The 22,330-nt window shown below is 73.8% G+C and carries 22 protein-coding genes; 7 read left to right on the forward strand and 15 right to left on the reverse strand.

Translation table 11 applies throughout. The annotated features are described in order from the left end of the window. Nucleotides 1-30 precede the first annotated feature (30 nt). Both R2D22_RS04720 and R2D22_RS04725 read right to left on the reverse strand, forming a co-directional pair. Nucleotides 31-909, reverse strand: coding sequence for a polysaccharide deacetylase family protein (locus tag R2D22_RS04720; protein WP_411976972.1), 879 nt, complete (start codon nt 907-909; stop codon nt 31-33). A 109-nt stretch (nt 910-1,018) separates the two neighbouring features. Then, entirely contained in the window at nt 1,019-2,218 is a 1,200-nt protein-coding gene (locus tag R2D22_RS04725; protein ID WP_318101433.1) for a CapA family protein, read from the reverse strand. A 271-nt stretch (nt 2,219-2,489) separates the two neighbouring features. Between R2D22_RS04725 and R2D22_RS04730 the strand changes: the two genes are divergently transcribed. From R2D22_RS04730 to R2D22_RS04740, 3 genes are all read left to right on the forward strand, one after another. Then, a complete protein-coding gene (locus R2D22_RS04730) occupies nt 2,490-3,050 on the forward strand; it encodes a sigma-70 family RNA polymerase sigma factor (RefSeq protein ID WP_318101434.1) in 561 nt (186 codons plus the stop codon). A gap of 4 nt (nt 3,051-3,054) precedes the next feature. After that, entirely contained in the window at nt 3,055-3,480 is a 426-nt protein-coding gene (locus tag R2D22_RS04735) for a PaaI family thioesterase (protein ID WP_318101436.1), read from the forward strand. 200 nt (nt 3,481-3,680) lie between these two features. Continuing rightward, nucleotides 3,681-4,202, forward strand: coding sequence for a hypothetical protein (locus tag R2D22_RS04740; RefSeq protein WP_318101437.1), 522 nt, complete (start codon nt 3,681-3,683; stop codon nt 4,200-4,202). Between the two features lie 7 nt (nt 4,203-4,209). On the opposite strand, the gene R2D22_RS04745 is transcribed toward R2D22_RS04740, so the two are convergent. The 4 genes from R2D22_RS04745 to R2D22_RS04760 form a co-directional block, all read right to left on the reverse strand. Continuing rightward, nucleotides 4,210-5,415 carry a sensor histidine kinase gene (locus R2D22_RS04745; protein WP_318101438.1) on the reverse strand — a complete coding sequence of 402 codons (1,206 nt, stop codon included), beginning with the start codon at nt 5,413-5,415 and terminating at the stop codon, nt 4,210-4,212. Next, nucleotides 5,412-7,163, reverse strand: a complete 1,752-nt coding sequence (locus R2D22_RS04750; RefSeq protein ID WP_318101439.1) for a sodium/solute symporter — start codon at nt 7,161-7,163, stop codon at nt 5,412-5,414. Before R2D22_RS04750 ends, R2D22_RS04745 begins: the two co-directional genes overlap by 4 nt. Continuing rightward, a complete protein-coding gene (locus R2D22_RS04755) occupies nt 7,160-7,510 on the reverse strand; it encodes a DUF485 domain-containing protein (protein ID WP_318101440.1) in 351 nt (116 codons plus the stop codon). Before R2D22_RS04755 ends, R2D22_RS04750 begins: the two co-directional genes overlap by 4 nt. 65 nt (nt 7,511-7,575) lie before the next feature. Further along, a complete protein-coding gene (locus tag R2D22_RS04760) occupies nt 7,576-8,340 on the reverse strand; it encodes a LytR/AlgR family response regulator transcription factor (RefSeq protein WP_318101442.1) in 765 nt (254 codons plus the stop codon). Between the two features lie 113 nt (nt 8,341-8,453). On the opposite strand from R2D22_RS04760, the gene R2D22_RS04765 reads away from it, so the two are divergent. Then, nucleotides 8,454-9,095 (forward strand): anti-sigma factor family protein, encoded by a 642-nt coding sequence (locus R2D22_RS04765; protein ID WP_318101444.1) that lies wholly within the window; start codon nt 8,454-8,456, stop codon nt 9,093-9,095. 25 nt (nt 9,096-9,120) lie between these two features. Here the strand turns inward: R2D22_RS04765 and R2D22_RS04770 are convergent, their stop codons facing one another. Beyond that, nucleotides 9,121-9,939: an alpha/beta fold hydrolase gene (locus R2D22_RS04770; RefSeq protein WP_318101445.1), complete on the reverse strand. Its 819-nt coding sequence runs from the start codon at nt 9,937-9,939 to the stop codon at nt 9,121-9,123. Between the two features lie 124 nt (nt 9,940-10,063). Between R2D22_RS04770 and R2D22_RS04775 the strand changes: the two genes are divergently transcribed. Continuing rightward, nucleotides 10,064-10,276: a DUF4287 domain-containing protein gene (locus R2D22_RS04775; protein WP_318101446.1), complete on the forward strand. Its 213-nt coding sequence runs from the start codon at nt 10,064-10,066 to the stop codon at nt 10,274-10,276. 10 nt (nt 10,277-10,286) lie between these two features. Here the strand turns inward: R2D22_RS04775 and R2D22_RS04780 are convergent, their stop codons facing one another. The 5 genes from R2D22_RS04780 to R2D22_RS04800 form a co-directional block, all read right to left on the reverse strand. After that, on the reverse strand, nt 10,287-10,754 hold the full coding sequence (locus tag R2D22_RS04780) for a MarR family winged helix-turn-helix transcriptional regulator (RefSeq protein WP_318101447.1): 468 nt from the start codon (nt 10,752-10,754) through the stop codon (nt 10,287-10,289). Between the two features lie 159 nt (nt 10,755-10,913). Further along, a complete protein-coding gene (locus R2D22_RS04785; RefSeq protein WP_318101448.1) occupies nt 10,914-11,774 on the reverse strand; it encodes an Fpg/Nei family DNA glycosylase in 861 nt (286 codons plus the stop codon). A gap of 695 nt (nt 11,775-12,469) precedes the next feature. Next, nucleotides 12,470-13,810, reverse strand: coding sequence for a wax ester/triacylglycerol synthase family O-acyltransferase (locus tag R2D22_RS04790; RefSeq protein WP_318101450.1), 1,341 nt, complete (start codon nt 13,808-13,810; stop codon nt 12,470-12,472). Between the two features lie 77 nt (nt 13,811-13,887). Further along, nucleotides 13,888-15,897, reverse strand: coding sequence for a SpoIIE family protein phosphatase (locus R2D22_RS04795; protein WP_318109569.1), 2,010 nt, complete (start codon nt 15,895-15,897; stop codon nt 13,888-13,890). Nucleotides 15,898-16,089: 192 nt separating this feature from the next. Then, nucleotides 16,090-17,172 (reverse strand): DUF6777 domain-containing protein, encoded by a 1,083-nt coding sequence (locus tag R2D22_RS04800; protein WP_318101451.1) that lies wholly within the window; start codon nt 17,170-17,172, stop codon nt 16,090-16,092. A 242-nt stretch (nt 17,173-17,414) separates the two neighbouring features. On the opposite strand from R2D22_RS04800, the gene R2D22_RS04805 reads away from it, so the two are divergent. After that, entirely contained in the window at nt 17,415-17,954 is a 540-nt protein-coding gene (locus tag R2D22_RS04805; protein WP_318101452.1) for a DUF1990 family protein, read from the forward strand. A gap of 32 nt (nt 17,955-17,986) precedes the next feature. Continuing rightward, a complete protein-coding gene (locus R2D22_RS04810) occupies nt 17,987-19,408 on the forward strand; it encodes a lipase maturation factor family protein (RefSeq protein WP_318101454.1) in 1,422 nt (473 codons plus the stop codon). Nucleotides 19,409-19,479: 71 nt separating this feature from the next. On the opposite strand, the gene R2D22_RS04815 is transcribed toward R2D22_RS04810, so the two are convergent. The 3 genes from R2D22_RS04815 to R2D22_RS04825 all read right to left on the reverse strand — a co-directional run bounded on the left by R2D22_RS04815 (nt 19,480) and on the right by R2D22_RS04825 (nt 22,145). Beyond that, nucleotides 19,480-19,650 (reverse strand): hypothetical protein, encoded by a 171-nt coding sequence (locus R2D22_RS04815; RefSeq protein WP_318101455.1) that lies wholly within the window; start codon nt 19,648-19,650, stop codon nt 19,480-19,482. A 214-nt stretch (nt 19,651-19,864) separates the two neighbouring features. Continuing rightward, complete coding sequence (locus tag R2D22_RS04820; RefSeq protein ID WP_318101456.1) at nt 19,865-21,340, reverse strand: SDR family NAD(P)-dependent oxidoreductase; 1,476 nt, start codon at nt 21,338-21,340, stop codon at nt 19,865-19,867. Between the two features lie 58 nt (nt 21,341-21,398). Then, nucleotides 21,399-22,145: an IucA/IucC family C-terminal-domain containing protein gene (locus R2D22_RS04825; RefSeq protein ID WP_318101457.1), complete on the reverse strand. Its 747-nt coding sequence runs from the start codon at nt 22,143-22,145 to the stop codon at nt 21,399-21,401. Between the last annotated feature and the right edge of the window lie 185 nt (nt 22,146-22,330).

Genomic DNA, 22,330 nt, shown 5'->3' on the forward strand with positions numbered 1-22,330 from the left:
CGGGTCGGACGCGGATCAACCGGCCTCGGCTCAGCGCCGGGGCACCGTCATGCGGTAGCCCGCGTCGAGGAGCTCGGGCAGATACGTCTTCAGGGCGGCCACGCTCTGCGAACGGTTGCCGCCGGCGTCGTGCGAGAGCACCACGACGCCGGGTGCCGCGCCGTCCAGGACCCGGCGCACGATGCTGTCGGTGCCGGGCTCCTTCCAGTCCAGCGTGTCGACGGTCCAGGCGAGCGGCTCCATTCCCAGCTCGGCCCCGATCTCGAACGAGAGCCGGTTCCAGGCGCCGTAGGGGGCCCGGTACCAGAGCGGGGCCGCGCCGAGGGTCTTCTCGACGACCTCGCTCGTGCCGCCGAGTTCGTCGCGGATGCGGGACGGCGACAGCTTCGGGATCAGCGGATGCGACCAGGAGTGGTTGCCGACGACGTGTCCGTCGTCGGCCATCTCGCGCAGCAGGTCCCGGTTCTCCACGGCCATCTCGCCGCAGACGAAGAACATCGCCCGGCAGTCGTACTTCCGCAGGGTGCGCAGGATCTCCGGGGTGTAGCGCGGGTCGGGCCCGTCGTCGAAGGTCAGCACCATCGAGCGGCCGACCCCGGACATCTGGAGGAACGGCCGGTGCCGCACCGGCGGCAGGGCGCGCCGGTAGGCGGGCGGGGCGGCCGCGGTCATGGGCTGGAGCCGGTACGCGCTCGGCTTGAGCCGTGCGGCGGCCGGCGCCCCGGCGGCGGGCGCTCCGGCGGGCGGCGGGGCGCTGCGGGGCGGCGCCCCGGCGGCCGGGGCGGTGGCGGACCGTTCGGGTGCGCCGAACCGGTCCGCCGTGAAGACTCCGACGGTGGCGGCGGCCCCGAGCGCGGCGGCGATGCGCAGCACCGACCGACGCCCTGTGGGCATCTGATCCTTTTTCATGACCAATGGCTCGCATGGCGGACGTCCCCACCGCCCCACCGACACCGGCCGGGCGGCGGAATCCACCCGATGGGCCGACAGGACGGGCCCGGCTACTTCCCCATCGCGGCTACTTCCCCATCGTCAGGCCGTCCTCGGCCGCGCCGCGGGAGAGCGCGACGTCCCGGATCCGATCGCGCACCGAGGTGAGCGGGGCGCCGTCCGCGACGGCTGCGTTGACGTCGACGACCCGGCCGGCCCCGGTGTCGAACCACTGCGGGAGGAACTCTGCCCGGCCGACCTCCCAGCGTGCGCCGGGGGTCCTGGGCGGGGCGAAGGTGAACCGGGCGATGGTGGACTGGTTGCCGCGCGGGTCGTGCGCGCCCGCGTGGTTGACCATGTCGCCGGCGATCTGGTCGCCCATGCCGTAGACGATCCAGGTGCCGTTGACCTTCTCGTACGCCTGCGGGACATGGGCATGCGTGCCGATGATCAGATCGATGTCGGGCCGGTCGCCGGTCTTCGAGGCGGTGAGGGCGCGGCCGAGCGCGAGTTGGCGCTCGTCGGGTTCGGTCTGCCACTCCGAGCCCCAGTGCGGGCTGACCACGACGATGTCGGCGCCGGCCTTCCGGGCGGCCCGGGCGTCGGCGATGATCTTCCGCTCGTCGAGCAGGTTCACCGCCCAGGGCTGCCCCTCGGGCAGCGGATAGCCGTTGGTGTCGTAGGTGTACGCGAGGTGGGCGACCGTGGCGGTGCCCGCCTTCAGCAGCGTGGGACGGGCGGCCTCCTCGGCGGTACGGGCCGAGCCCGCGTGCCGCACGCCCGCCTTGTCGAGCGCGTCGAGGGTACGGGCGAGCCCGGCCGCGCCGTCGTCCAGGGTGTGGTTGGAGGCGGTGGAGCAGCCGTCGTAGCCGGTGTCCTTGAGGGCGACGGCCACCTCGGGCGGCGACTTGAAGGCGGGGTAGCCGGTGTAGGGGCCGCCCTTCTCGCCGTACACCGTCTCCATGTGGCAGAGCGCCAGGTCGGCGCGGGAGACGACGGACTTGACGCCCGAGAACATGGGGCGGAAGTCGTATCCGGCGCCCCCCGCGTCGGCGGCGGCCTTCCGGATGATCGAGTCGTGCGGCAGGACGTCGCCGGTGGCGACGAGGGTGAAGCCGGTCTCGGCGGACGCGCCGCCGGCGGCGGCCGAGGGCGCGGGGCGCTCGGAGTCCTGTTCCCGGGGTGCGGCGGTACCGGGTGCGCGGCCGGCTCCGGCACAGCCGGTCGCCGCCGTGAGGAGCAGGGCGGCGACGGCGGCCACCGCCCCCGGTCTTCTGCGGTGGGTCATCGTGGGGCTCCGTGGGCTCGATCACTGCGGTATGACAATCCGATGATCAAGATCCACAGGGAAATATCCGACAGTCAAGAGACAAGGCCGCACAGGTCGCGAATCACACCGGAACGGACTCCTCGCCTCCGGTTGACCGCTCATCGCACCATTCGCCGCTCCGTGCGACCGCTCGTCGCAGACGGCGGTGCACCACCTGTCGCTTCCGGTCCGGATGCGCTCCGATACGGCCGGGACGACGAGCCGCGGAACGGCGGGAAGAGGTGCGAGCATGACGACGGCGACGACCGACGAACGGGCCCTGGAGGAACTGCAGCGCGACCACGGACCGGCGCTGCTGAGCTTCCTGCTCGGGCTGACGTACGGGGACCAGCAGCGCGCCGAGGACCTGGTGCAGGAGACCCTGGTACGGGCCTGGCTCCACCCCGAGGCCTTCCACGGCCCCTACGAGTCGATGCGCCCGTGGCTCTTCACCGTGGCCCGCCGGCTCGCCATCGACGCCCGCCGCTCCCGGCTCGCCCGCCCCGCGGAGATCGGCGACGGCGTCCTGGCCGCCACCCCCGACCCGGCCGACCGCACCGAGAGCGCGGTCGCCGCGCTCGACGTGCGCGCCGCCGTCCGCGGGCTCAGTCCGGAACACCGCGCCGTCCTGGTCCGGCTCTACTTCGACGGGCTGACCGTCAAGGAGGCCGCGGACGAGCTCGGCATCCCGGCCGGCACCGTCAAGTCGCGCTCGCACTACGCCCTGCGGGCCCTCGGCCGCTGCCTGCCCGGCTACAGCAGGCCGCGCGGCCACGCTCTTTCCAGCCCGGCGGCGGCCACCCCACAATGATCCGGTGACGCAGACGCAGACGCTGACACTCGCCGCCGCCGAGAAGATCCTCGCCGACAACTTCGCCCCCTGGGTGCTCGATCTCGGCCTGTCGGTGGTCTCCACCGGCCCGGGCGAGGCGGTCCTCCGGCTCCCCTGGTCCGACCGGCTCGCCCGGGAGGGCGGCGGACTGTCCGGGCAGGCCCTGATGGCGGCGGCGGACACCGCGACGGTCATCGCGGTCTCCTCGGCCCGCGGCGGGTTCGTCCCCATGACGACCGTCCAGCAGTCGATCAGCTTCCAGCGCGCGGTACTCGGCACCGACGTCCTCGTCCGGGCCCGGCTCACCAAGGACGGCCGGCGGATGGCCTTCGCGGACATCACCATGACGGCCGAGGGAAGCGAGGAGCCGGCGGCGCACGCCACCGCCGTCTACGCACTGCTCGGCTGAGCCGGCCGGCCCCTCCGGCCGGTCTCCCGCGCCCCGGACGTCCCGCGTGTCCACCACCGCCCCACCGGTTCCGCACCGGCGGGGGAACGTATCCGAAACCACACACGCGAGTTGAGTAAAGAGCGGCCCACGCACGTCTCCTTCGGTGGAGGCTCGTCGCTGAGGCACGCACGGAACACGTCCGGGAGAAGGTGGAAGCGTTGCTGCCCGAGAGCACCGACAGCCACGGCGGGGGTGGCACCGCCGTCCCGATGGCGTGGCTGTGCGCCGAGTACACGGCCGACGAACTGCTGCGCGCGGGCCGCCTGGTGGAGCCCGGTTCGCTGGAGTACCGGGTCGGCCGGCAGACGCTGGCGCTCACCATCCACCTGTGCGACGGCACCGACTCCGGCGCCCTGGCCGACACCCGCGCCGCCGCCCGCCTCGCCGAGTGGCTGAGCCGGACCTCGTACGACCACCCCTGGCCGGACTGGGTGCGCGGGCGGCTCGCCGAGCGGGCGGCGGGTCCGTCGGCCGCGACGGACCCCGACCTGGCCCTGGCCCGGGAGACCTGGCGGCAGTTGGAGGCGACCTGGGTGCTCGCCGCCGACCTCGACGGATTACCGCCCTCCGCCGGACACCTGCCGGCCGGAGCGGACGCGGTGGACGAGTCGGCGCAGACCTGGGTGCCCGCCTGGCAGCTCGGACTCCCGCTGGGCCACCTGGCGTTGCACCTCTACTGAGCCGCGGCTACGGCCTCGGCCCCGGGTGGACCCCCGCCCGGTACTTCGGGAAGCGTGCCGTGATCTTCATCCCGGCGCCCACGCCCGTCTCGATGACCAGGCCGTACTCGTCCCCGTACACCTGGCGCAGCCGCTCGTCCACGTTCGACAGACCGATGCCCGAGGACGGCCGCTCCCCCGCGAGGATGGAGCGCAGCACGTCCGGGTCCATCCCGACGCCGTCGTCCTCGATGCTGACGACGGCCTCGGCGCCGGCGTCGCGGGCCGCGATGGTGACGCGGCACACCCCGAGGGAGTCCTCCAGGCCGTGCTTGACCGCGTTCTCCACCAGCGGCTGGAGGCAGAGGAACGGCAGCGTCACCGGCAGCACCTCGGGCGCGATCTGCAGGGTGACCTTGAGCCGGTCGCCGAAGCGGGCGCCGGCCAGTGCCAAGTACTGCTCGATCGAGCGCAGTTCGTCGGCGAGCTGGGCGAACTCGCCGTGCTTGCGGAACGAGTAGCGGGTGAAGTCCGCGAACTCCAACAGCAGTTCGCGGGCCTGCTCGGGGTCCGTCCGGACGAACGAGGCGATGGCGGCCAGCGAGTTGAAGATGAAGTGCGGGGAGATCTGGGCGCGCAAGGCTCGGATCTCGGCCTCGATCAGCCGGGTCCGCGAGCGGTCCAGCTCGGCGAGTTCCAGCTGCACCGAGACCCATCGGGCCACCTCGGTCGCCGCCCGGACCAGCACCGCCGACTCGCCCGCGCCGTACGCGACGAGCGCGCCGAGGACTCCCTCCTCCCCGGTGAGCGGGGCGATCACGGTCCAGCGCAGCGGGCAGGCGACGTCCTCGCAGCCGGAGGGCGCGCTGTGGCTGCGGCCGGAGTCGAGGATCGAGGCGACCTGCGCCATCACGTGTGCGCGGTGGTGGTCGTCGCCGGGTCCGTCCCAGGCCAGGACGGCGGTCCGGTCGGTCAGACAGAGCGCCTCGGTGCCGAGCAGCGACCGCAGTCGGCCGACGGCCTTGCGGGCGGTGTCCTCGGTGAGCCCGGCGCGCAGCGGCGGTGCGGCCAGCGAGGCGGTGTGCAGGGTGTGGAAGGTGGCCCGCTCGACGGGGGTGCCGAGGTCGAGGCCGTCGCGTCCGCCGCGCCGGGCGGCTGTCCGGCCGAGCGCGAACCCGGCGGCCAGCAGCGCGACTCCGGCGACGGCGAGCGCCGCGTACCCGATCCCCGTCATCGCTCCGCCCTCTCCGGCCGGTCGGCCCGCTCCTGCTGTGGTCGGTCGAGAAGGTCCTCCGGAAGATGGAGGCGGGCCAGGATCCCGGGGGTGCCCGCGGGGATGCGGCGCGGAGTCGCCAGCGAGACCAGCACCATGGTGAGAAAGCCGAGCGGGACGGACCAGACCGCGGGCCAGGCCATCAGCGTGTGCGGCCAGCCCACGGGCGCGACACCGGCCCGGGTGGCCATCACGGCGGTGAGCGCCGAACCGCCGCCGAGGACCAGACCGGCCACGGCGCCGGGCGGGGTGAGCCGCCGCCACCAGATGCCGAGCACCAGCAGCGGGCAGAACGACGAGGCCGACACGGCGAACGCAAGCCCCACCGCGTCCGCGACCGGCACCTTGTCGGCGAGCACGCCCACGGCCAGCGGGGCGCCGGTGGCCAGGACGGTCGCGAGGCGGAAGTGGCGTACGCCGCGCGACGGAAGAACGTCCTGCGTGATCACTCCCGCGACGGACATCGTCAGTCCCGATGCGGTCGAGAGGAACGCGGCGAACGCCCCGCCCGCGAGCAGCGCCCCGAGCAGGTCGCCGGCGAGCCCGCCGAGCATCCGGTCCGGAAGCACCAGCACCGCCGCGTCGGCGGCGCCGGTCAGCGCGAGTTCGGGGGCGTAGATCCGGCCGAGCGCGCCGTACACCGGTGGCAGCAGGTAGAACGCGCCGACCAGGCCGAGCACCACGAGCGTGGTGCGCCGGGCGGCCCGCCCGTTCGGGCTGGTGTAGAAGCGGACGGCGACGTGCGGCAGGCCCATGGTGCCGAGGAAGGTCGCCAGGATCAGTCCGTACGTGGCGTACAACTGGTGTCCGTCACGGCCGCCCGCCAGCGGCTGCGACCAGCCGAGGGGGTCGGTGCCGGTCGCCGTCCGTTCGGGGACCTGCGCGCCCTGGGGGAACGTCAGGGTGGTGCCGGACTCGACCCGGTGCGTTCCGGTCCCCAGGGTGACGCGGCGGTCGTCGTGCGAAGTGCCGTCGACGCGCCCTGAGACGGCGAGCGTGAGCGGGGCGTCGATCTCGATCCGTACGGTGTCGGCGAACCGGACGGCGGTGTGCTCGCGGAACACGGCGGGGGCGTCGAAGCGGGCCCGCGGGGCGTCGTCGCCGAACCAGGCGGCGGCCAGGAAGAGCGCGGGGACGAGCAGCGCGGTGAGCTTGAGCCAGTACTGGAAGGCCTGCACGAAGGTGATGCTGCGCATGCCGCCCGCGGCGACGGTGCCGGTGACGACCACGGCGACGACCAGTCCGCCGACCCACTCCGGCGCGCCGGTGAGGATCTCCAGGGTGAGCCCCGCGCCCTGGAGCTGCGGCAGCAGATAGAGCCAGCCGATGCCCACCACGAAGAGGCTGGCGAGCCGCCGGACCTGCGGGGACTCGAGCCGGGCCTCGGCGAAGTCGGAGAGCGTGTACGCGCCGGAGCGGCGCAGCGGGGCGGCGACCAGGACGAGCAGGACGAGGTATCCGGCGGTGTAGCCGACGGGGTACCAGAGCATGTCCGGGCCCTGCATGAGGACCAGGCCGGCGATGCCGAGGAAGGAGGCGGCGGAGAGGTACTCGCCGCTGATCGCGGCGGCGTTGAGGCCGGGCTTGACGGTGCGGGAGGCGACGTAGAAGTCGGAGGTCGTACGGGATATGCGCAGGCCGAGCCCGCCGATCAGGACGGTGGCGAGGACGACGGCGGTGACCGCGGCGACCGCGTAGGTCTGGTTCACGTCTCTACGAGTCCGGTGAAGTCGCGCTCGTTGCGCTCCGCCCGGCGGACGTACCAGCGGGCTATCGCCCAGATCACGGGATAGACGCCGACGCCGAGCGTCACCCAGACCACAGCCGCGGGCGCGGGCAGCGCGAGCAGCAGCGGCAGCGAGCCGACCAGCAGCGCGAGGGCGGCGAGCGCGGTGAGCGCGGCGCGCAGCTGGCTGCGCATCAGCGAGCGGACGTAGGTGTGTCCCAGGGTGGTCTGTTCGTTGATCTCCGACCGCGCGGGCGGGTGGCCGGGCGGCCGGCGGGTGGCGCGCGGCACTCCGGTCACGGTCTCGCGGCGGGGCTGGGACTCTGGCATCGAGCGGAGTCTACGCAGCAGCCCCCCGGCCGGGGTAGAGATGCCGGTGGGCAGGTTTCGGTCGGTCAGCCGCGGACGTGGCGCATCAGCAGGTCCCTCAGCTGGCGGGCGTGGCGGCGGCTGACGGCCAGCTCGGCGGCGCCGACCCGGACGGTGGTCGAGCCGCCGTCGAGGCGGATCTCGTCGATCCGGCCGAGGGCGACGAGATGACTGCGGTGGACGCGGACGAAGCCGCGCGCGGCCCACCGCTCCTCCAGGGTGGACAGCGGGATGCGGACGAGATGGCTGCCGTCGTCGGTGTGGAGCCGGGCGTAGTCGCCCTGGGCCTCGACGTAGGCGATGTCGTCGATCGGTACGAAGCGGGTGACGCCGCCGAGTTCGACGGGGATGTGCTCACCGGTCACACCGGGCGCGGCGGTCACGCTGGACGCTGCGGCGGCGTGGACCTGCTCGTGGACCCGCCGTATCGCCTCCGCGAGCCGCTCGCCGCGGACCGGCTTGAGCACGTAGTCCACCGCCTCGAGGTCGAAGGCCTGGACGGCGAACCCCTCGTGCGCGGTGACGAAGACGATCAGCGGCGGCCGGGCGAACCCGGCGAGGAGCCGGGCGACGTCGAGGCCGGTGAGCCCGGCCATGTGGATGTCGAGGAAGACGACGTCGATGCCGTCCTCCCCGTCGGCGTCGGCGTCCAGGGCCCGTCCTATCCGCCGCAGCGCTTCGGTGGCATCGGTGGCTCCCTCGGCCGTGCGTACCCGGGGGTCGGCTCGCAGCAGGTAGAGCAGTTCCCCGAGGGCCGGCTCTTCGTCGTCGACGGCCAGTACGCGCAGCATGGTGTCGGAGTGTAGGCGGCGGGCCCCACGTTGAGCACGGGGGCGGTCGGCTGCGTATTCCCTGAGGTGAGCAGGGAGAGCCGGGTGGCGGAGGTGAGGGCGGTGGGCGGCGGATGACCGCGGCGGACAAGCACCGGGACGCGGCGGCGTACGCGCTCGGCGTGCTGGAACCACTGGACGCGCTGCGCTGCGCCGACCATCTGACGGGCTGCCCGGGATGCGCCCAGGAGCACGCGGAGTTCGTGCGGCTCGCGGCGGCCCTGGCGGAGCTGGTCCCGCCCCCGGCCCGTACCGGCCCCGTACCGGCCGCGCAGGCCGAGGCCGACCCGCGCGCGGCGCGGGCCGCGGACCGCCGTCGGCGCTGGACGGCGCGGCTCGTGGCCTGGCCGTCCGTCGCCGCGGTGCTGTTGGCTGCGGTGCTCTTGCCGGACGACCCGCCGGCGGCGGTGCGGTTCTCCGCCGCCGACCGGGCCACGGGTGTGACGGCGTCCGCGGCGCTGGAGGACCGGGAGTGGGGAACGGCGGTGGGCCTGCGGGTGTCGGGCCTGCCCGACGCCACCGTGTGCGAGCTGTTCGCGGTGGACCGGCAGGGCCGCGAACTCCCGCTGCTCACCTGGCACGCGGACACGGACACGGACGCGGACCGGTCCGGCGCCCCGCTGATCGAGACGGCGGCCCCCGTCCACCCGTCCGAGATCGACCACCTGACCGTCCGCACCCCCGACGGCGTCCGACTCGCGGATCTGCGCCGCTAGGGGGTGTGGGGAGGTACGGGGAGGCTCAGCCGAGCCGTGCCCCGGCCGCGAGATCGCGGAGGAACCGCTCGAGCGCCTCGTGCAGGACGGCGGGGCGTTCCAGGTGCAGGTCGTGTCCGGTCCCGGGGACGCTCATGGACACCGTCGCGGGGCGCTGTCGGAGCATGCTGTCGCACTCCTCCGGGGCGATGATGCCGGACTGACCGAGGACGGCCAGGGTCGGGCAGGTGACGTCGGCCCACTCGTTCCAGAAGGAGCGCCGGACGTTCTCGGCCAGGGAGTCGACCATCACCTCGCGGTCGAAGCGCGGCCACCACGCGCCGTCGCGTTCCTCCAGGCCGGCGGCCCAGCCCTCGCCGACCGGGCCGCCGCCGAGGAACTCCACGGCGACCTCGCGCGACGGGAAGGGGACCGGCCACGAGTCGAGCCATCCGCCGATCTCGGCGGGCACCTCCGGACTCGCCCGGCCGGGGCCGGCCTCGACGAGCACGAGCCCGCGGACGAGGTCGGGATGAGCGGCGGCGGTGAGCATGGCGGTGTGGCCGCCGAGCGACTGGCCGATCAGGACGGGCCGCCGGAGGTCCAGTCGGTCGAGGACCGCGACGACGTCGGCGACGTACGCGGCGCGCGAGCGGTCGTGCGGGCGCCGCTCGCTGGCACCGTGGCCGCGCTGGTCGATGGCGACGACCCGGTGCCGGGGGCTCAACCGCCGGGCGATCGCGTCCCATTCGCCCGCGTGGCCGGCCAGTCCGTGCAGCAGGACGACGGGCGGCTCCGCCCCGCCCCAGTCACGGCAGGAGATGCGTACGCCGTCGCGCACGACGGTGCGCTCGGACCAGGTCATACGGCCCCCTCGAGGGTGTGTCGGGTGGGAGGTGGCGAGGGTGGCGGGGGTAGCCCTTGCCCACGGCTCCCGGCAAGGCGATGATTCAAGATCACGAAGCACCGATGGACAAGGATGCAGCAACATGACCGAACCGGTGAAGGGCCCGGCCTCCTACTTCCCCTCGATCGAGAAGAAGTACGGCCGCCCGATCGCGGAGTGGAAGGACCTGATCCGCTCCTCACCCCTGAGCAAGCACATGGAGCTCGTGTCCTGGCTCAAGACCGAGCACGGCCTGGGCCACGGCCACGCCAACGCCCTCGTCGCGCACACCCTCGCGGAGGAGAGCAGCAAGTAGATTGCCCCCGCTAGGACGTCGGGGCCGTATTGCGCAGCATCTGGCGGAGCACCTTGAGCGTGGTGACGTAGTCGGCGTCGTCGATGCCCGCGTGCACACGGTCCCGGAAGGCCGGGACGTGCGTCTTGACGTCCACGCGGGCGGCCTCTCCGGCCTCGCTGATCCACAGCCGGCCGGCCTCGTCGCGGGTGAGCCGGCCCTGGTCGACGAGGATCTCCGACTCGGCCGCCAGGTCGTCCTCGGGGCGCAGGTACGAGCTCATCGCCTGCCGCAGCTCGGGCACGGTCATGCCTTGCCCGTCCGGCGACAGGTCGTTCCTCGACAGGTTGCGCAGCAGCCAGTACTGGGGCTGGGAGATGCCGAGTTCGGCGAGCCACGTACGGGTGAAGGCGACCAGGGCCTGGTTGGCCAGGCCCGTCCAGTACGCGGCGGGCTGGGCGGCGAGTTCGGCGTCGGTGAGGTCGGCGTCCGTGGTCATCTTCGGTACTCCTCGGTCGAGTTCCTGCGCTTCGACGCCGACGGTATGACCTCGAGCAAACTTGAGGTCAACACGGTCACCGCGGGGCGGACGTGCGCGTGAAGAGGCGGCCGGGGAGGTCCGCGCGCGCCGGTCGTCGCAACGACCGCTGTGGTGCGCCTACTTCAGCAGGCGCGAGAGCCGGCGGTCGGCGAGCGGCTTGCCGCCCGTCTGGCAGGTGGGGCAGTACTGGAGGGAGGAGTCGGCGAACGACACCTCGCGGATCGTGTCGCCGCATACGGGGCACGGCTCGCCGGTGCGCCCGTGCACGCGCAGGCCGCTCTTCTTCTCGGCCTTCAGACGGCCGGCCGCGAGGCCGTGCGAGCGCTCGACGGCCTCCTCGAGGGTGCTGCGCACCGCCTCGTACAGGGCAGTCGTCTCCTCCTCCGACATATTCTGGGTCGGCTTGAAGGGGGACATCCTGGCGGCGTGCAGGATCTCGTCACTGTAGGCGTTGCCGATCCCCGCGATCAGACTCTGGTCCCGCAGCGCTCCCTTGATCTGGCGGCGTTCGCCCTGGAGCAGTGCGGCGAACGCGGCCCGGTCGAACTCCGGGGCCAGCGGGTCCGGTCCGAGGCGGGCGACGCCGGGCACGTCAGCGGGGGCGTGGACGAGGTGGACCGCGAGCCGCTTCTGCGTGCCCGCCTCGGTGAGGTCGAAGCCGTCACCGCCGGTGAGCGCGACGCGCAGAGCGAGCGGCCCCCTGCCGGGCTTGGGAAGTCCGGACGGCAGGACGTCCTTCCACTGCAGCCACCCCGCGCGGGCGAGGTGGATCAGCAGATGAAGGCCGCCGGCCTCTATGTCCAGGAACTTGCCGTGCCGGGCGACGCCGGTGACCTCCGCGCCCTCGACAGCGCTCAGCGGCGGGTCGTACGTCTTGAGCACGCTGATCGCGACGGGGAGCACGCGGGCGATCTCCTTGCCCACGAGCTGGGCGTCGAGGAACTCGCGCAGCGCTTCCACCTCGGGCAGTTCGGGCATATCCCCACCCTGCCGCACCACCCGCCAACCCGCGCGCGCCCGAGCCGCACAGCGGCGAGCCGGGCAGACAGAGCGAGGCGGCGCGGCCGGAGCCGGCGCGGCAACAAACCCTCGCGGCGGCGAGCCGTCGGCTCGCGCGCCCGGCCGGCGGTGAGCCGGGAGCAGCGAGCCCGCGCGGCGGCGGAGCGGGAAGGCGGCGAGGCCACAAGCCGGCGCGGCAACAACCGGCGAAGCCTCGTGGCAGCGACCTCGGACGGCGCGAGCCCGCACGGCGGCGAGCCAGGGCAGCGGCATGGCCGCGAACCCTTGCGGCGGCGAGCCGGGGCGGCGGCAAGGCCGCGAGTCGGGGCGCCAACGAGCCGGCGGAGTCTCGCGGCAGCGAGCCCGCGAGTCCGCGCGGAGGCGACCAGGGAGGCGCCACGGCCGCGAGCCCGGCGCGGCAACGAGCCCGCGAAACCTCGCGGCAGCGAGCAGGCGACCCGCGCGCCCGCCCGGCGGCGAACCGGGACGGCAGCGCGTTGCGAACCGGGAGACAGCCGGCCAGCTGCCCGGTGGAACCGGGGCGCCCGGGCCCCGGGGCCCGCGGCCGCCACCCCCGCCTCAGCCGACCCCCTACGGCCGCCCAGGCCCGGACGCGCCCCCGGCCGGCCAGGCGCCGCCGCACCTCACTCCCGGCCGCCCCCTACCCCCGCGCCTCACCCGCCGGCCCAGGTCTCCAGCTCGGCCAGTTCCTCCGCCAGGCCGGCGGCGAGTTCCGCCAGGTCCGGGACCGCCTTGCCGTCCGCGACCAGGCCGATGTGCATCTGGCCCCCGTACGGCGACATCGCCACGGCCAGCGCCTGGCCCCGGGCGAGCGGCGCCATCGGGAACAGCGCGCGCAGTGGCGCGCCGCCCAGCGAGAGCGCCGAGCGGGGCAGCGGGACGTTGGTGACCAGCAGGTCGAACAGCATCCGGGCGGCGCCGGAGGCGATCGGCGCGCCGAACCGGTGGGCCAGGGGATGGAGTTGGTCGGCGAGCACCGCGACCGCCCCGGCACCGCGCATCGGCCCGGCGGCCTTGTTGCGGTCCATCGCCTCCCGTACCGCGGCGAGCCGTGCCGCCGGGTCGGGTTCGGTGACCGGCAGGCCCACCAGGTACGCGGAGAGCCGGTTGCCGGAGTCCGGCGGCGCGCCGGGACGCCGCCGGGAGACCGGGACGAGGGCGCGCGGGTCGGCGCCGGGCAGCGGTTCGCCGCGGTCGGCGAGCCAGCGGCGCAGCGCCCCGGCGACGGTGGCGAGCAGGACGTCGTTGGCGGTGCCGCCGGCGGCCCGGCGCACGGCGTGCACGCGCTCCAGGTCGAGGACGACGGTGGCGACCCGGCGCGTGCCGCTGGAGTCGGCGGCGAGTGCGGCGTGGCCGCCGCGCGGGTCGAGCCGGCTGGCCCGGACGACGGACGCACCGACGCCGACGGCCCGGCCGAGTTCCTCGATCCGGCTGCGGGCGACGCCGGCGAGCTGCCGGGGGCCTGGCATCCAGGAGCGGGGCGGCACGGCGCGGCGGCGGGTGGTCCGGGTGGTCCGGGCGGCGGCGATCTCGTCGAAGATCCCGGCGCCGATGGCGACGGCGCGCATGCCGTCGGCGAGCGCGTGATGGAGTTTGACGAGGACGGCGAAGGAGCCGTCGGGACCGCCGGTCAGCAGGTACATCTCCCAGGGCGGCCGGCCGCGCTCCAGGGGACGTTCCATCAGTTCGCCGGCCAGCAGGGCCGCCTCGGCGGCGAAGTCCGTGCCGGGCAGCGCGACGTGCCGGACGTGCCGGCGGACGTCGAAGTCGGGGTCGGTCCGCCAGGCCGCGCCGCCGACCGGCAGCAGCACGTCGCGGACCCGCATCCGCAGCCGCGGGATCGCGGCGGCGCGGCGGGAGAGCAGCTGGAGCTGGGCGGCGGGCTCGTCCGCGGCGGGGCCGAAGTGGGCGAGCGCGCCCAGGTGCATGGGATGGTCGGTGGTCTCGAGGTGCCAGAACGCCAGATCAAGAGGTGCCAGAAGCTCGCTGCTCAACGGTTCCTCATGTCCTCAGAGGGCTGTGGAGCCCGAAGTCAACCGCCAATGGACGGTTACGGTCAAGTACGGTCATTTCACTCATCGTTAACAAGAAACTCGCACCAGACGCATTTGCCGCTTCCCCGCGGTTCAACGCCCCAGACATCCGACAGCCGGTCGACCAGCAGCAGCCCCCGCCCCGACACGCCCGACTCCCCCGCGTCGCGCCTGCGCGGCAGCGCGCTGGACCGGTCCTCGACCTCGACGCGCAGCCGCCGCTCGGGCCCGCCGAGCATCCGCAGCGTCACGATCGCCCCGCCGTCGGTGTGCATCAGCGCGTTGGTCATCATCTCGTCGGCGACCAGCTCGATCTCGTCGGCGCGCGCTCCGGCGCCCCAGGCCCGGACCGCGGCCCGCACCATGTGCCTGGCCGAGCTCAGCGCCTCGGGATCGCCCTGGGCGACGTGCTGCTGGAGCCGTCCGCCTGACTGCGGGAAGTGCGCGCCCCGGCGACGCAGCAGCAGCATCGCCACGTCGTCGTCGCCGCCCCGCTCGTCGACGACCTCGCACAGGTGGTCGGCGAGCTTCTGGAGGTCGCGCGGCCCGCCGCGGACCAGTTCGGCGAGCCACTGCAGGCCGTCGTCGAGGTCCGCGCCGGGCTTCTCCACCAGTCCGTCGGTGTAGAGCAGCAGCGTCTGGCCCGGGTCGAGTTCGAACGCGGTGACCGGGTAGTCGAGCCGGCCGAACTCGGCCGAGAGCCCGAGCGGCAGCCCGCCCTGCACGGGCAGCCTGCGGGACGTGCCGTCGGTGTCCTGGACCAGCGGATCGACGTGCCCGGCCCGGACCACCTGGACGACTCCGGTCGACAGGTCCGCCTCCGCGTACGTGCACGTGGCGAACCGGTCGGTGTCCAGTTCGTGCAGGAAGACCGAGGCGCGGGCCATCACGGTCGCCGGGGTGTGGCCCTCGGCGGCGTACGCGCGCAGCACGATCCGGAGCTGCCCCATCACGGCTGCCGCGTGCGTGTCGTGGCCCTGGACGTCGCCGATGACGGCGCCGACCCGGCCGCCCGGGAGCGGGATGATGTCGTACCAGTCGCCGCCGATGTCCCGGCCGAGCCGGGCGGAGCGGTACCGGACGGCTATGTGCGCGCCGGGCACGTCGGGGATCCGGCGCGGCAGCATGGCCTGCTGGAGCCCCTCGGCGAGGTCGTGCTCCTGCTCGAAGAGCATGGCCCGCTGGAGGCTCTGGGCGATGCTGCTGCCGAGCGCCACCAGGAGGTTGCGCTCGTCGTCGGTGAAGCCCGTCTTGTCGCTGTAGAGCAGCCCGAGTGCGCCGATCGGGCGGGCCTGGGCGATCAGCGGGAGGTACGCGGCGGCGGTGATGCCGAGGCCGCTGATGTGCGGCCAGAGGATCGGGTACGAGTCGGCGAAGTCCTGGGAGCTCTCGATGAAGCGGGGGGTCAGCGTCCGGATCACCTCGCTCATCGGGTACTGCTCGTCCACCCGGGTGAACCGGGTGCCGGGCACGAACGCGCCGTCCGGGCCCTCGGCGACCAGGTGGATCCGCCCCGATTCCAGCAGTCCCATGACGAGGCTGGTCGCGCCGAAGTACTCCAGGCCCTGTGAGTCGTTCAGGATCTCGATGACGTCCTGGACGGTCCTGGCGTGCGCGAGCGCCGCCGTGGTGCCCTCCACGACACTGGTGCGCTTGCGCCGTCCCTCGTCCATGACGATCCGGGTGGCGGACTCGGTGAGCTCGGAGGAGGCGTCGCGGATGATGCCGACGATGCGGCGCGGCCGGCCGGTGTCGTCGCGCTGGATGATCCCCTGGGTGTGGGTCCAGCGCAGGGAGCCGTCGCGGCGCCGGATCCGGAAGTACGCGCCGTAGTCGGCGCTGCCGTTCTTCAGCGCGTACGAGACCAGGGTGTCGAGCCGTCGGCCCTCGTCGGACGGAACGCGCACGCCGAGCGTGACGGGGTTGTCGTCGTACTCGTCGGGGCGCAGGTCGAACACGGCGAGGGCGGAGTCGTCCATCGTCATGGAGCCGGTGTCGAGGTCCCAGTCGAAGCTGCCCATGCGGAACGCGGCGCCGTACTCCGTCATGAAGCAGGACGCCGCGCCGCCGCTCCGTCCGCCGCAGCAGTGGCGGTCGGACGCGTCCGCACCCGCTGTGCCCGCGCTCATGGGGCCACGCTAGGCGCAGCCCTCGACGCGCGCACGGCGGGACGGAGGGCATGACGGGAGGGGCGGCCGGCCTCGTGGCGGGGGCGGCCCGGGAGGCTCGTCACGGTGCCGTCAGACCTCGAAGGTCTCCGGCAGCCCGGGCGGCACCACACCCTGGTCCGCCGGCCCGTCCGGCCCTTCCGGCGCGCTCGGGAACAGGTCCTCGGGCGCGGGCCGATCAGGTTCCGTGGGCGCTTCGGAGCTCGGCGGGGGCGGGCTGGACGGCGCGTCGGGGTCGGTGGAGGAGTCGGGCGAGCGACGCGGGGCGCCGGTCCGGTCGGGGCTCGGCGAGGCCTCCGGGTCGGACGGTTCGGGCACCGGGGCGGGCGGGTCGGTGACGAGGTCGCACTCGTCCGGGTCGCACGGTGGGACGACGACGGGGTCGCGGTCCTGGTGGCCGTCGGTGCCGGTCTTCCGCTCGATCCAGCTGTGGTGCACGACGTCCACGATGACCAGGCTCTCGATCACCGTGGTGGTGGGCTGGACCACGACGACCCGGCCGGGGTGGAACCCGGCCCAGGGCTTGCCCGTGTGGGCTGCGCCCCGGAGGGCGACCGGGGAGCGCAGCGGGTTGCCGCAGGCGCAGCGGACGCGCGGAGCGCCGTACCGGTCGACGAGGACGGCCGTGCCCGCCTGGAGGACGGACTGGAACTCGGTGGGGGCTCCGTCGCGGTAGCCGTGGTTGGTCACCCTGACGTCGGCGCGCAGCACGACCGGGGTCAGGTCGCGCAGCCAGCTCGCGAGGTTCGCCTCATTGATGCCGGCGCCCTCGGAGAAGGCCCGGGCCTTGGCGGAGTCGTCGGCGAGGAAGGCGATCTGCTGCTCGACGTCGCAGCCTGCCCGGGAGCGGGTGCCGCCGTACAGGCCGGGGGTCGAGCCGGTGATCTGCCGCTGCGCCCCGTCGGGGGGCGTCGACGAGGGCGTCGGGGCGGTGGACGGGTCCCGCGGCAGGGCCGGGGGCGTGGCGGCGGTGGACGGGGTGAAGGGGTCGGGGCCGCGATCGGCGACCGGCTGCAGGAGCACGTCCTTGGTGTCCGCCGCGGCCGGCTGCTCCGCGACGCCCCCCGCCGCGCAGCCGCCGAGCAGCAGCGCGACCCCGAGGGCCGCGAGGGAGGCGGGTACGGCGGCGCGGGAGCGGCGTATGGATGCGCGCACAGAGGTCTCCAGCCTTTTTGCCCGGGAATACTCCTCCTTGTCTGCCGCATCGGAGATCGCCGCGCAAGCCGGACGGAGCAGTCGTGGCGGTGGCCGGAGGGTCACCAGGGGATCCCCTTGAAGGCCTTCCGGGCGACCCCCTACGCTGAAGCCGTTGAATTGAACGCGTTCAAGCTGAAGCGTGGAAGTGACGCTTCGAGCGGACGCCCGGAGCAGACCCGTCCGCGCGAGGGGAACGCCGCATGACCCGCCTGATCCGCAGCCTCTCCGACACCCCCGCCGCGCTCACCTACCCCGAGCGCGGCGCCACCCTGAGCGGCCCGCTGCCCACCGGCTACACCCACCTCCACCTCACCGTCCCCGTCGGCCACGGCCCCGCCGTCTTCGCGGCCGCGGGCGAGGCCGTCACCGGCTGGCGGATGCACCGCGCCTCGGGCACCCGGGTCCGCGCCGGCGCGCCGCGCGCCGAGCCCGGCGTACGCGTGGAGGTGTCGGCCGGGCCCGGGCCGCTGCGGCTGCGCGCCCCCTGCGAGGTGATCTGGGCCCGGTACGAGGACCGGCGCACCGGATTCGCGTACGGGACGCTCGACGGCCACCCCGAGTGCGGCGAGGAGTCCTTCGTCGTCGATCTGCACGACGACGGCTCCGTGTGGTTCACCGTCACCGCGTTCAGCCGTCCCGCCCGCTGGTACTCCCGGCTCGGCGGCCCCGTGGGTCCGGCCCTCCAGCACGCCTACGCGCGCCGTCTCGGCCGCACCCTGGAGCGGCTCGCCACGGACTGACCGGCACCGCCCGCGGGTCGATACTGGAGGCGATGGAGTGGTTCACCGCCCCGGACTACTGGCTGAGCCGGATCGTCTTCCAGCGCGGTCTTGCCGCGCTCTACGTCGTCGCGTTCCTCTCGGCCGCCCTGCAGTTCCGGGCGCTGATCGGCGAGCGCGGGATGCTGCCGGTACCGGAGTTCCTGCGCCGGGCCCCCGCGCGCGGCACGCCCACCCTGTTCCGGCTGCGCTACTCGGACCGGCTCTTCGCGGCGTGCGCCTGGACCGGCGCGGCGGTCGCGCTGGCCCTGGTCGCGGGCGCCGGGGACGCGGTGCCGCTCGCGGTGTCGATGCTGCTGTGGGCCGTGTTGTGGGTGCTCTACCTGTCCATCGTGAACGTGGGCCAGACCTGGTACTCCTTCGGCTGGGAATCGCTCCTCCTGGAGACCGGATTCCTGGCCGTCTTCCTCGGGAACGCCGACACCGGGCCCCCGGTCCTGGTGCTGTTCCTGCTGCGCTGGCTGCTCTTCCGGGTCGAGTTCGGCGCCGGACTCATCAAGATCCGCGGCGACCCCTGCTGGCGGAACCTGACCTGCCTGTACTACCACCACGAGACCCAGCCGATGCCGGGCCCGCTGAGCTGGTTCTTCCACCGACTGCCGCGACCTCTGCACCGGGTCGAGGCCGGGGCGAACCACGTCGTGCAGCTGGTCGTGCCGGTGCTGCTGTTCACCCCGCAGCCGGTGGCGACGGTCGCCGCCGGTCTGATGCTGGCGACCCAGCTGTGGCTGGTCCTGTCCGGCAACTTCGCCTGGCTGAACTGGCTGACCATCGTGCTCGCGCTGGCCGCCGTGGACGGCTCGCTCGTCGCCGGGGAGCACCCGCAGCCCGACCCACCCGTCTGGTACGTGGTCGTCGTCTGCGCCGTCACGGCTCTGGTCCTGGTCCGCAGCTACCGCCCGGCCCGCAACCTGCTCTCCCGGCGCCAGGCGATGAACCGCTCGTACGACCCGTTCCACCTGGTCAACAGCTACGGGGCGTTCGGGACGGTGGGCCGGCTGCGGGAGGAGATCGTGATCGAGGGCACCGACGAGCCGGCGCTGCACGAGGGCACGGTGTGGCGGGAGTACGAGTTCCACGGCAAGCCGGGCGACGTCCGGCGGGTGCCGCGCCAGTTCGCCCCGTACCACCTGCGGCTCGACTGGCTGATGTGGTTCGCCGCGCTCTCCCCCGCGTACGCCGAGGGCTGGTTCGGCGGCTTCGTGGAGCGGCTGCTGCGGGGCGACCGGGACACGCTGCGACTGCTGCGGCGCAATCCGTTCCCGGACGCGCCTCCGACGCACATCAGGGCCCGCCTCTATCTGTACCGGTACACGACGTGGCGGGAGCTGCGGGCCACCGGGGCCTGGTGGCACCGCACGTACGTGCGCGACTTCCTGCCGGCGGCGCGGCTGCGCACCCCGGCGGACCGCTGAGTCCCGTCCCCGGCATGCCCGTGCCCCCGGCCGGAAGCGGCCGGGGGCACGAGGCGAAGCGACAGTACGACTCAGTCGATGCCCGGCAGGATGTGCGGCTCCGCGAGGTCGTCCTCGTAGCCGGCCAGCCGGATCGGGGCCGAGCGGGCCCACACTTCGAGGCTGCCCAGCTCGCCGGACCGGATCTTCCGGTCCGAGGGTTCGACGGGTCGTTCTTCCTGCTCCGTCAGTTCTGATGTCACCGCGCACTCCTTTGTGTCGCGTAGAGATGAGGACATGGCCGTTCGGTCGCGGTGGCGCCGTCATTCGGGCGGGACCGCGGCCCTGATGCAGGCCAGTCCCCAGGCCGGCCGCGGGGGTTTTGTGAAGCCCCTTTGGCGGACCGTGGACATCAGACTAACCAAATGAGCGCGCTCGCGCTCTATGGGGCTGAGAAGTGTGACGCATTCCAGACATTCACCACTGGCCGGGCGCGTAGTCCTTCAGGAAGACGCCGTAGAGGTCCTCGCCGGCCTCGCCGCGGACGACGGGGTCGTAGACCCGCGCCGCGCCGTCGACCAGGTCCAGCGGGGCGTGGAAGCCCTCCTCCGCGAGGCGCAGCTTGTCGAAGTGCGGCCGCTCGTCGGTGATCCAGCCGGTGTCCACCGAGGTCATGAGGATGCCGTCGGTCTGGAACATCTCCTGGGCGCTGGTCCGCGTCACCATGTTCATCGCGGCCTTCGCCGCATTGGTGTTGGGGTGCCCCGCGCCCTTGTAGCCACGGCCGAAGACGCCCTCCATCGCCGAGACGTTGACGACGTAGGAACGCCCGCTCGACGCCTTCCTGGCGGCCTCGGCCATCACCGGCCGGAGCTTGCTGATCAGGATGAACGGCGCCGTGTAGTTGCACAGCTGGGTCTCGAGCAGCTCCACCGGGGAGATCTGGTCGATGCTCTGGACCCACGTGTTGCTCTCGACGACGTCCGGCACGAGGCCGCCCGCGTCGATGGCGGTGCCGTCGAGGTGACGGGCGACGCTGGCGTTGCCCGCGACCAGCGCGAGGTCGGCGACCTTCTGCGCGTCGAGCCCGCTCACGCCGACGGGCAGGGCGGCGATCCCGTCGACCGCACCGGAGTTGAAGGCGCCGATGACGTGGTGGGCCGGGAGCTCGCCCGCGGGCAGCGGGGCGCCCTCGCCCTCGACGAGGGCGGCGTAGGCGGAGGGCAGCCGGCGCACGGTCTGCGTCGCGTTGTTGATCAGGATGTCCAGCGGCCCGGCGTCGGAGACCTGGTCGGCGAGGGCCACGGCCTGGGCCGGGTCGCGCAGGTCGATGCCGACGACCTCGAGGCGGTGCATCCAGTCCGCGGAGTCCTCCATCGCCTTGAAACGGCGGATGGCGTCCTTCGGGAAGCGGGTCGTGATGGTCGTGTGCGCACCGTCGCGCAGCAGGCGCAGCGCGATGTACATGCCGATCTTGGCCCGGCCGCCGGTGAGCAGCGCGCGCTTGCCGGTGAGGTCCGCGCCCGCGTCCCGCTTGGCCCGGTTCAGGGCCGCGCAGTCCTGGCAGAGCTGGTGGTAGAAGTAGTCGACCTCGACGTACCGGGTCTTGCAGACGTAGCAGGACCGGGGGCGCTGGAGTATCCCGGCGATCTTGCCGGCCTCCGTCACGGACGAGGGCAGGATGCCCTCGGTCTCGTCGTCGATCCGCTGGGCGGAGCCGGTGGCGGTGGCCTCGGTGACGGCCTTGTCGTTGGCGGTCTTCGATGCCCGGCGCTCCTGGCGGCGGCGCTGCTTCACGGTCCGGTAGATCCCGGCCGTGGCACGCCGGACCACGATGGCGTCGGGGTGGTCCACGTCCAGCTTGTCGAGCTCCTCCAGGACGCTCAGGCAGACGGCCAGGCGCTCGGGGTCGACACCCGGCCCGTACTCCTGGGTTTCTTCGGTCACCGTCATGGCCTGCGTTCCTCGATCGCTCGTGCCTGCGTTCCTACGAACCTACGAAAAGGGAATTTTACGGAGCGGGTGGCCCTGTCTCCAAACCCGTCCGGGGTGGCCGGTCGAACACGCAGTCGCCGCACAGACCTCCGCCGGGGCAGCGGTAATAGAGACAGCAGGTGGTACGGCGCAGCGCGGGGCCCCGGACGGTCCCGGCCAGGTCGGGGTGGTCCAGCAGCCCGGAGACCAGGGAGACGGCCCGGCGGGCGGCCTCGGGACGGCCGTGGGCACGGGAGAAGCGGAGCAGTTCGCGCAGCGCGCCGGCGAGGGCGGAGCCGGCGTTGCCCCACAGGAGCCGGGGCGCGATCCGCCCGTCCCGGGCCAGTGCCTCGTGCAGCGGGCGGAGGTGGGCGTCGAGGACGGCCGCGCGCAGTTCGTCCGCGGTGGCGGGACGCAGCTCGGTGCCGGACCACCAGAGGTCGTCCGGGGCGCCGAGGCCCCCGTCCCAGTACAGCTCGTCGGGGGCGAGACCGGGGAACGCGCCGTGCAGGGCGGCGGCGCCGAGGGCGGTGGACCAGAGGCGCGCGGCGAGACCGAGGTGGGCGGTGGAGGCGGCGACGCGGCGCTCGGGGGTACGCAGCCCGGCGGCGACCCGGTCGATCCTGGCGGCCAGCGGCGCGCTCTCGCCCGCGTAGAGGCGGGCGAGGGGGCGGTGCCCGCCGGTGCCGGGCGGGGTGCGGCGCAGCACGAAGAAGCCGCCGACGGCGTCGGCGGTGCAGGAGGTGGGGGCGGGGGTGCGGGTGGGGGTGTCCGGCTCGTCCATCGGGCCCTACGGTAGCTCCGCGCCCGGGACGCTCTGGTGGTGGGAGCGGGCTTCGACCCGGACAATGGGAAGGTCTCGTTCCACCGTCCGCCACGGACGAGCGGGACCTGTCACCGACTTGCGGTGTAGTCCCGTACTCCTACGGCAGTACGCGCAATCGTGTGCTCAGGGTGGACGACGTGAAC

This window comes from Streptomyces sp. HUAS YS2 (assembly GCF_033343995.1).
Lineage (GTDB): Bacteria > Actinomycetota > Actinomycetes > Streptomycetales > Streptomycetaceae > Streptomyces > Streptomyces solicathayae.

Bases quoted from the DNA above. Each gene is read 5' to 3' on its own strand.
- R2D22_RS04730 (WP_318101434.1), top strand. From the start codon at position 2,490: ATGACGACGGCGACGACCGACGAACGGGCCCTGGAGGAACTGCAGCGC.
- R2D22_RS04720 (WP_411976972.1), bottom strand. From the start codon at position 909: ATGAAAAAGGATCAGATGCCCACAGGGCGTCGGTCGGTGCTGCGCATC.
- R2D22_RS04820 (WP_318101456.1), bottom strand. From the start codon at position 21,340: ATGACGGTGACCGAAGAAACCCAGGAGTACGGGCCGGGTGTCGACCCC.
- R2D22_RS04795 (WP_318109569.1), bottom strand. From the start codon at position 15,897: ATGACGGAGTACGGCGCCGCGTTCCGCATGGGCAGCTTCGACTGGGAC.
- R2D22_RS04775 (WP_318101446.1), top strand. From the start codon at position 10,064: ATGACCGAACCGGTGAAGGGCCCGGCCTCCTACTTCCCCTCGATCGAG.
- R2D22_RS04780 (WP_318101447.1), bottom strand. From the start codon at position 10,754: ATGACCACGGACGCCGACCTCACCGACGCCGAACTCGCCGCCCAGCCC.
- R2D22_RS04725 (WP_318101433.1), bottom strand. From the start codon at position 2,218: ATGACCCACCGCAGAAGACCGGGGGCGGTGGCCGCCGTCGCCGCCCTG.
- R2D22_RS04825 (WP_318101457.1), bottom strand. From the start codon at position 22,145: ATGGACGAGCCGGACACCCCCACCCGCACCCCCGCCCCCACCTCCTGC.
- R2D22_RS04765 (WP_318101444.1), top strand. From the start codon at position 8,454: ATGACCGCGGCGGACAAGCACCGGGACGCGGCGGCGTACGCGCTCGGC.
- R2D22_RS04770 (WP_318101445.1), bottom strand. From the start codon at position 9,939: ATGACCTGGTCCGAGCGCACCGTCGTGCGCGACGGCGTACGCATCTCC.
- R2D22_RS04760 (WP_318101442.1), bottom strand. From the start codon at position 8,340: ATGCTGCGCGTACTGGCCGTCGACGACGAAGAGCCGGCCCTCGGGGAA.
- R2D22_RS04785 (WP_318101448.1), bottom strand. From the start codon at position 11,774: ATGCCCGAACTGCCCGAGGTGGAAGCGCTGCGCGAGTTCCTCGACGCC.
- R2D22_RS04745 (WP_318101438.1), bottom strand. From the start codon at position 5,415: ATGACGGGGATCGGGTACGCGGCGCTCGCCGTCGCCGGAGTCGCGCTG.
- R2D22_RS04805 (WP_318101452.1), top strand. From the start codon at position 17,415: ATGACCCGCCTGATCCGCAGCCTCTCCGACACCCCCGCCGCGCTCACC.
- R2D22_RS04810 (WP_318101454.1), top strand. From the start codon at position 17,987: ATGGAGTGGTTCACCGCCCCGGACTACTGGCTGAGCCGGATCGTCTTC.
- R2D22_RS04755 (WP_318101440.1), bottom strand. From the start codon at position 7,510: ATGCCAGAGTCCCAGCCCCGCCGCGAGACCGTGACCGGAGTGCCGCGC.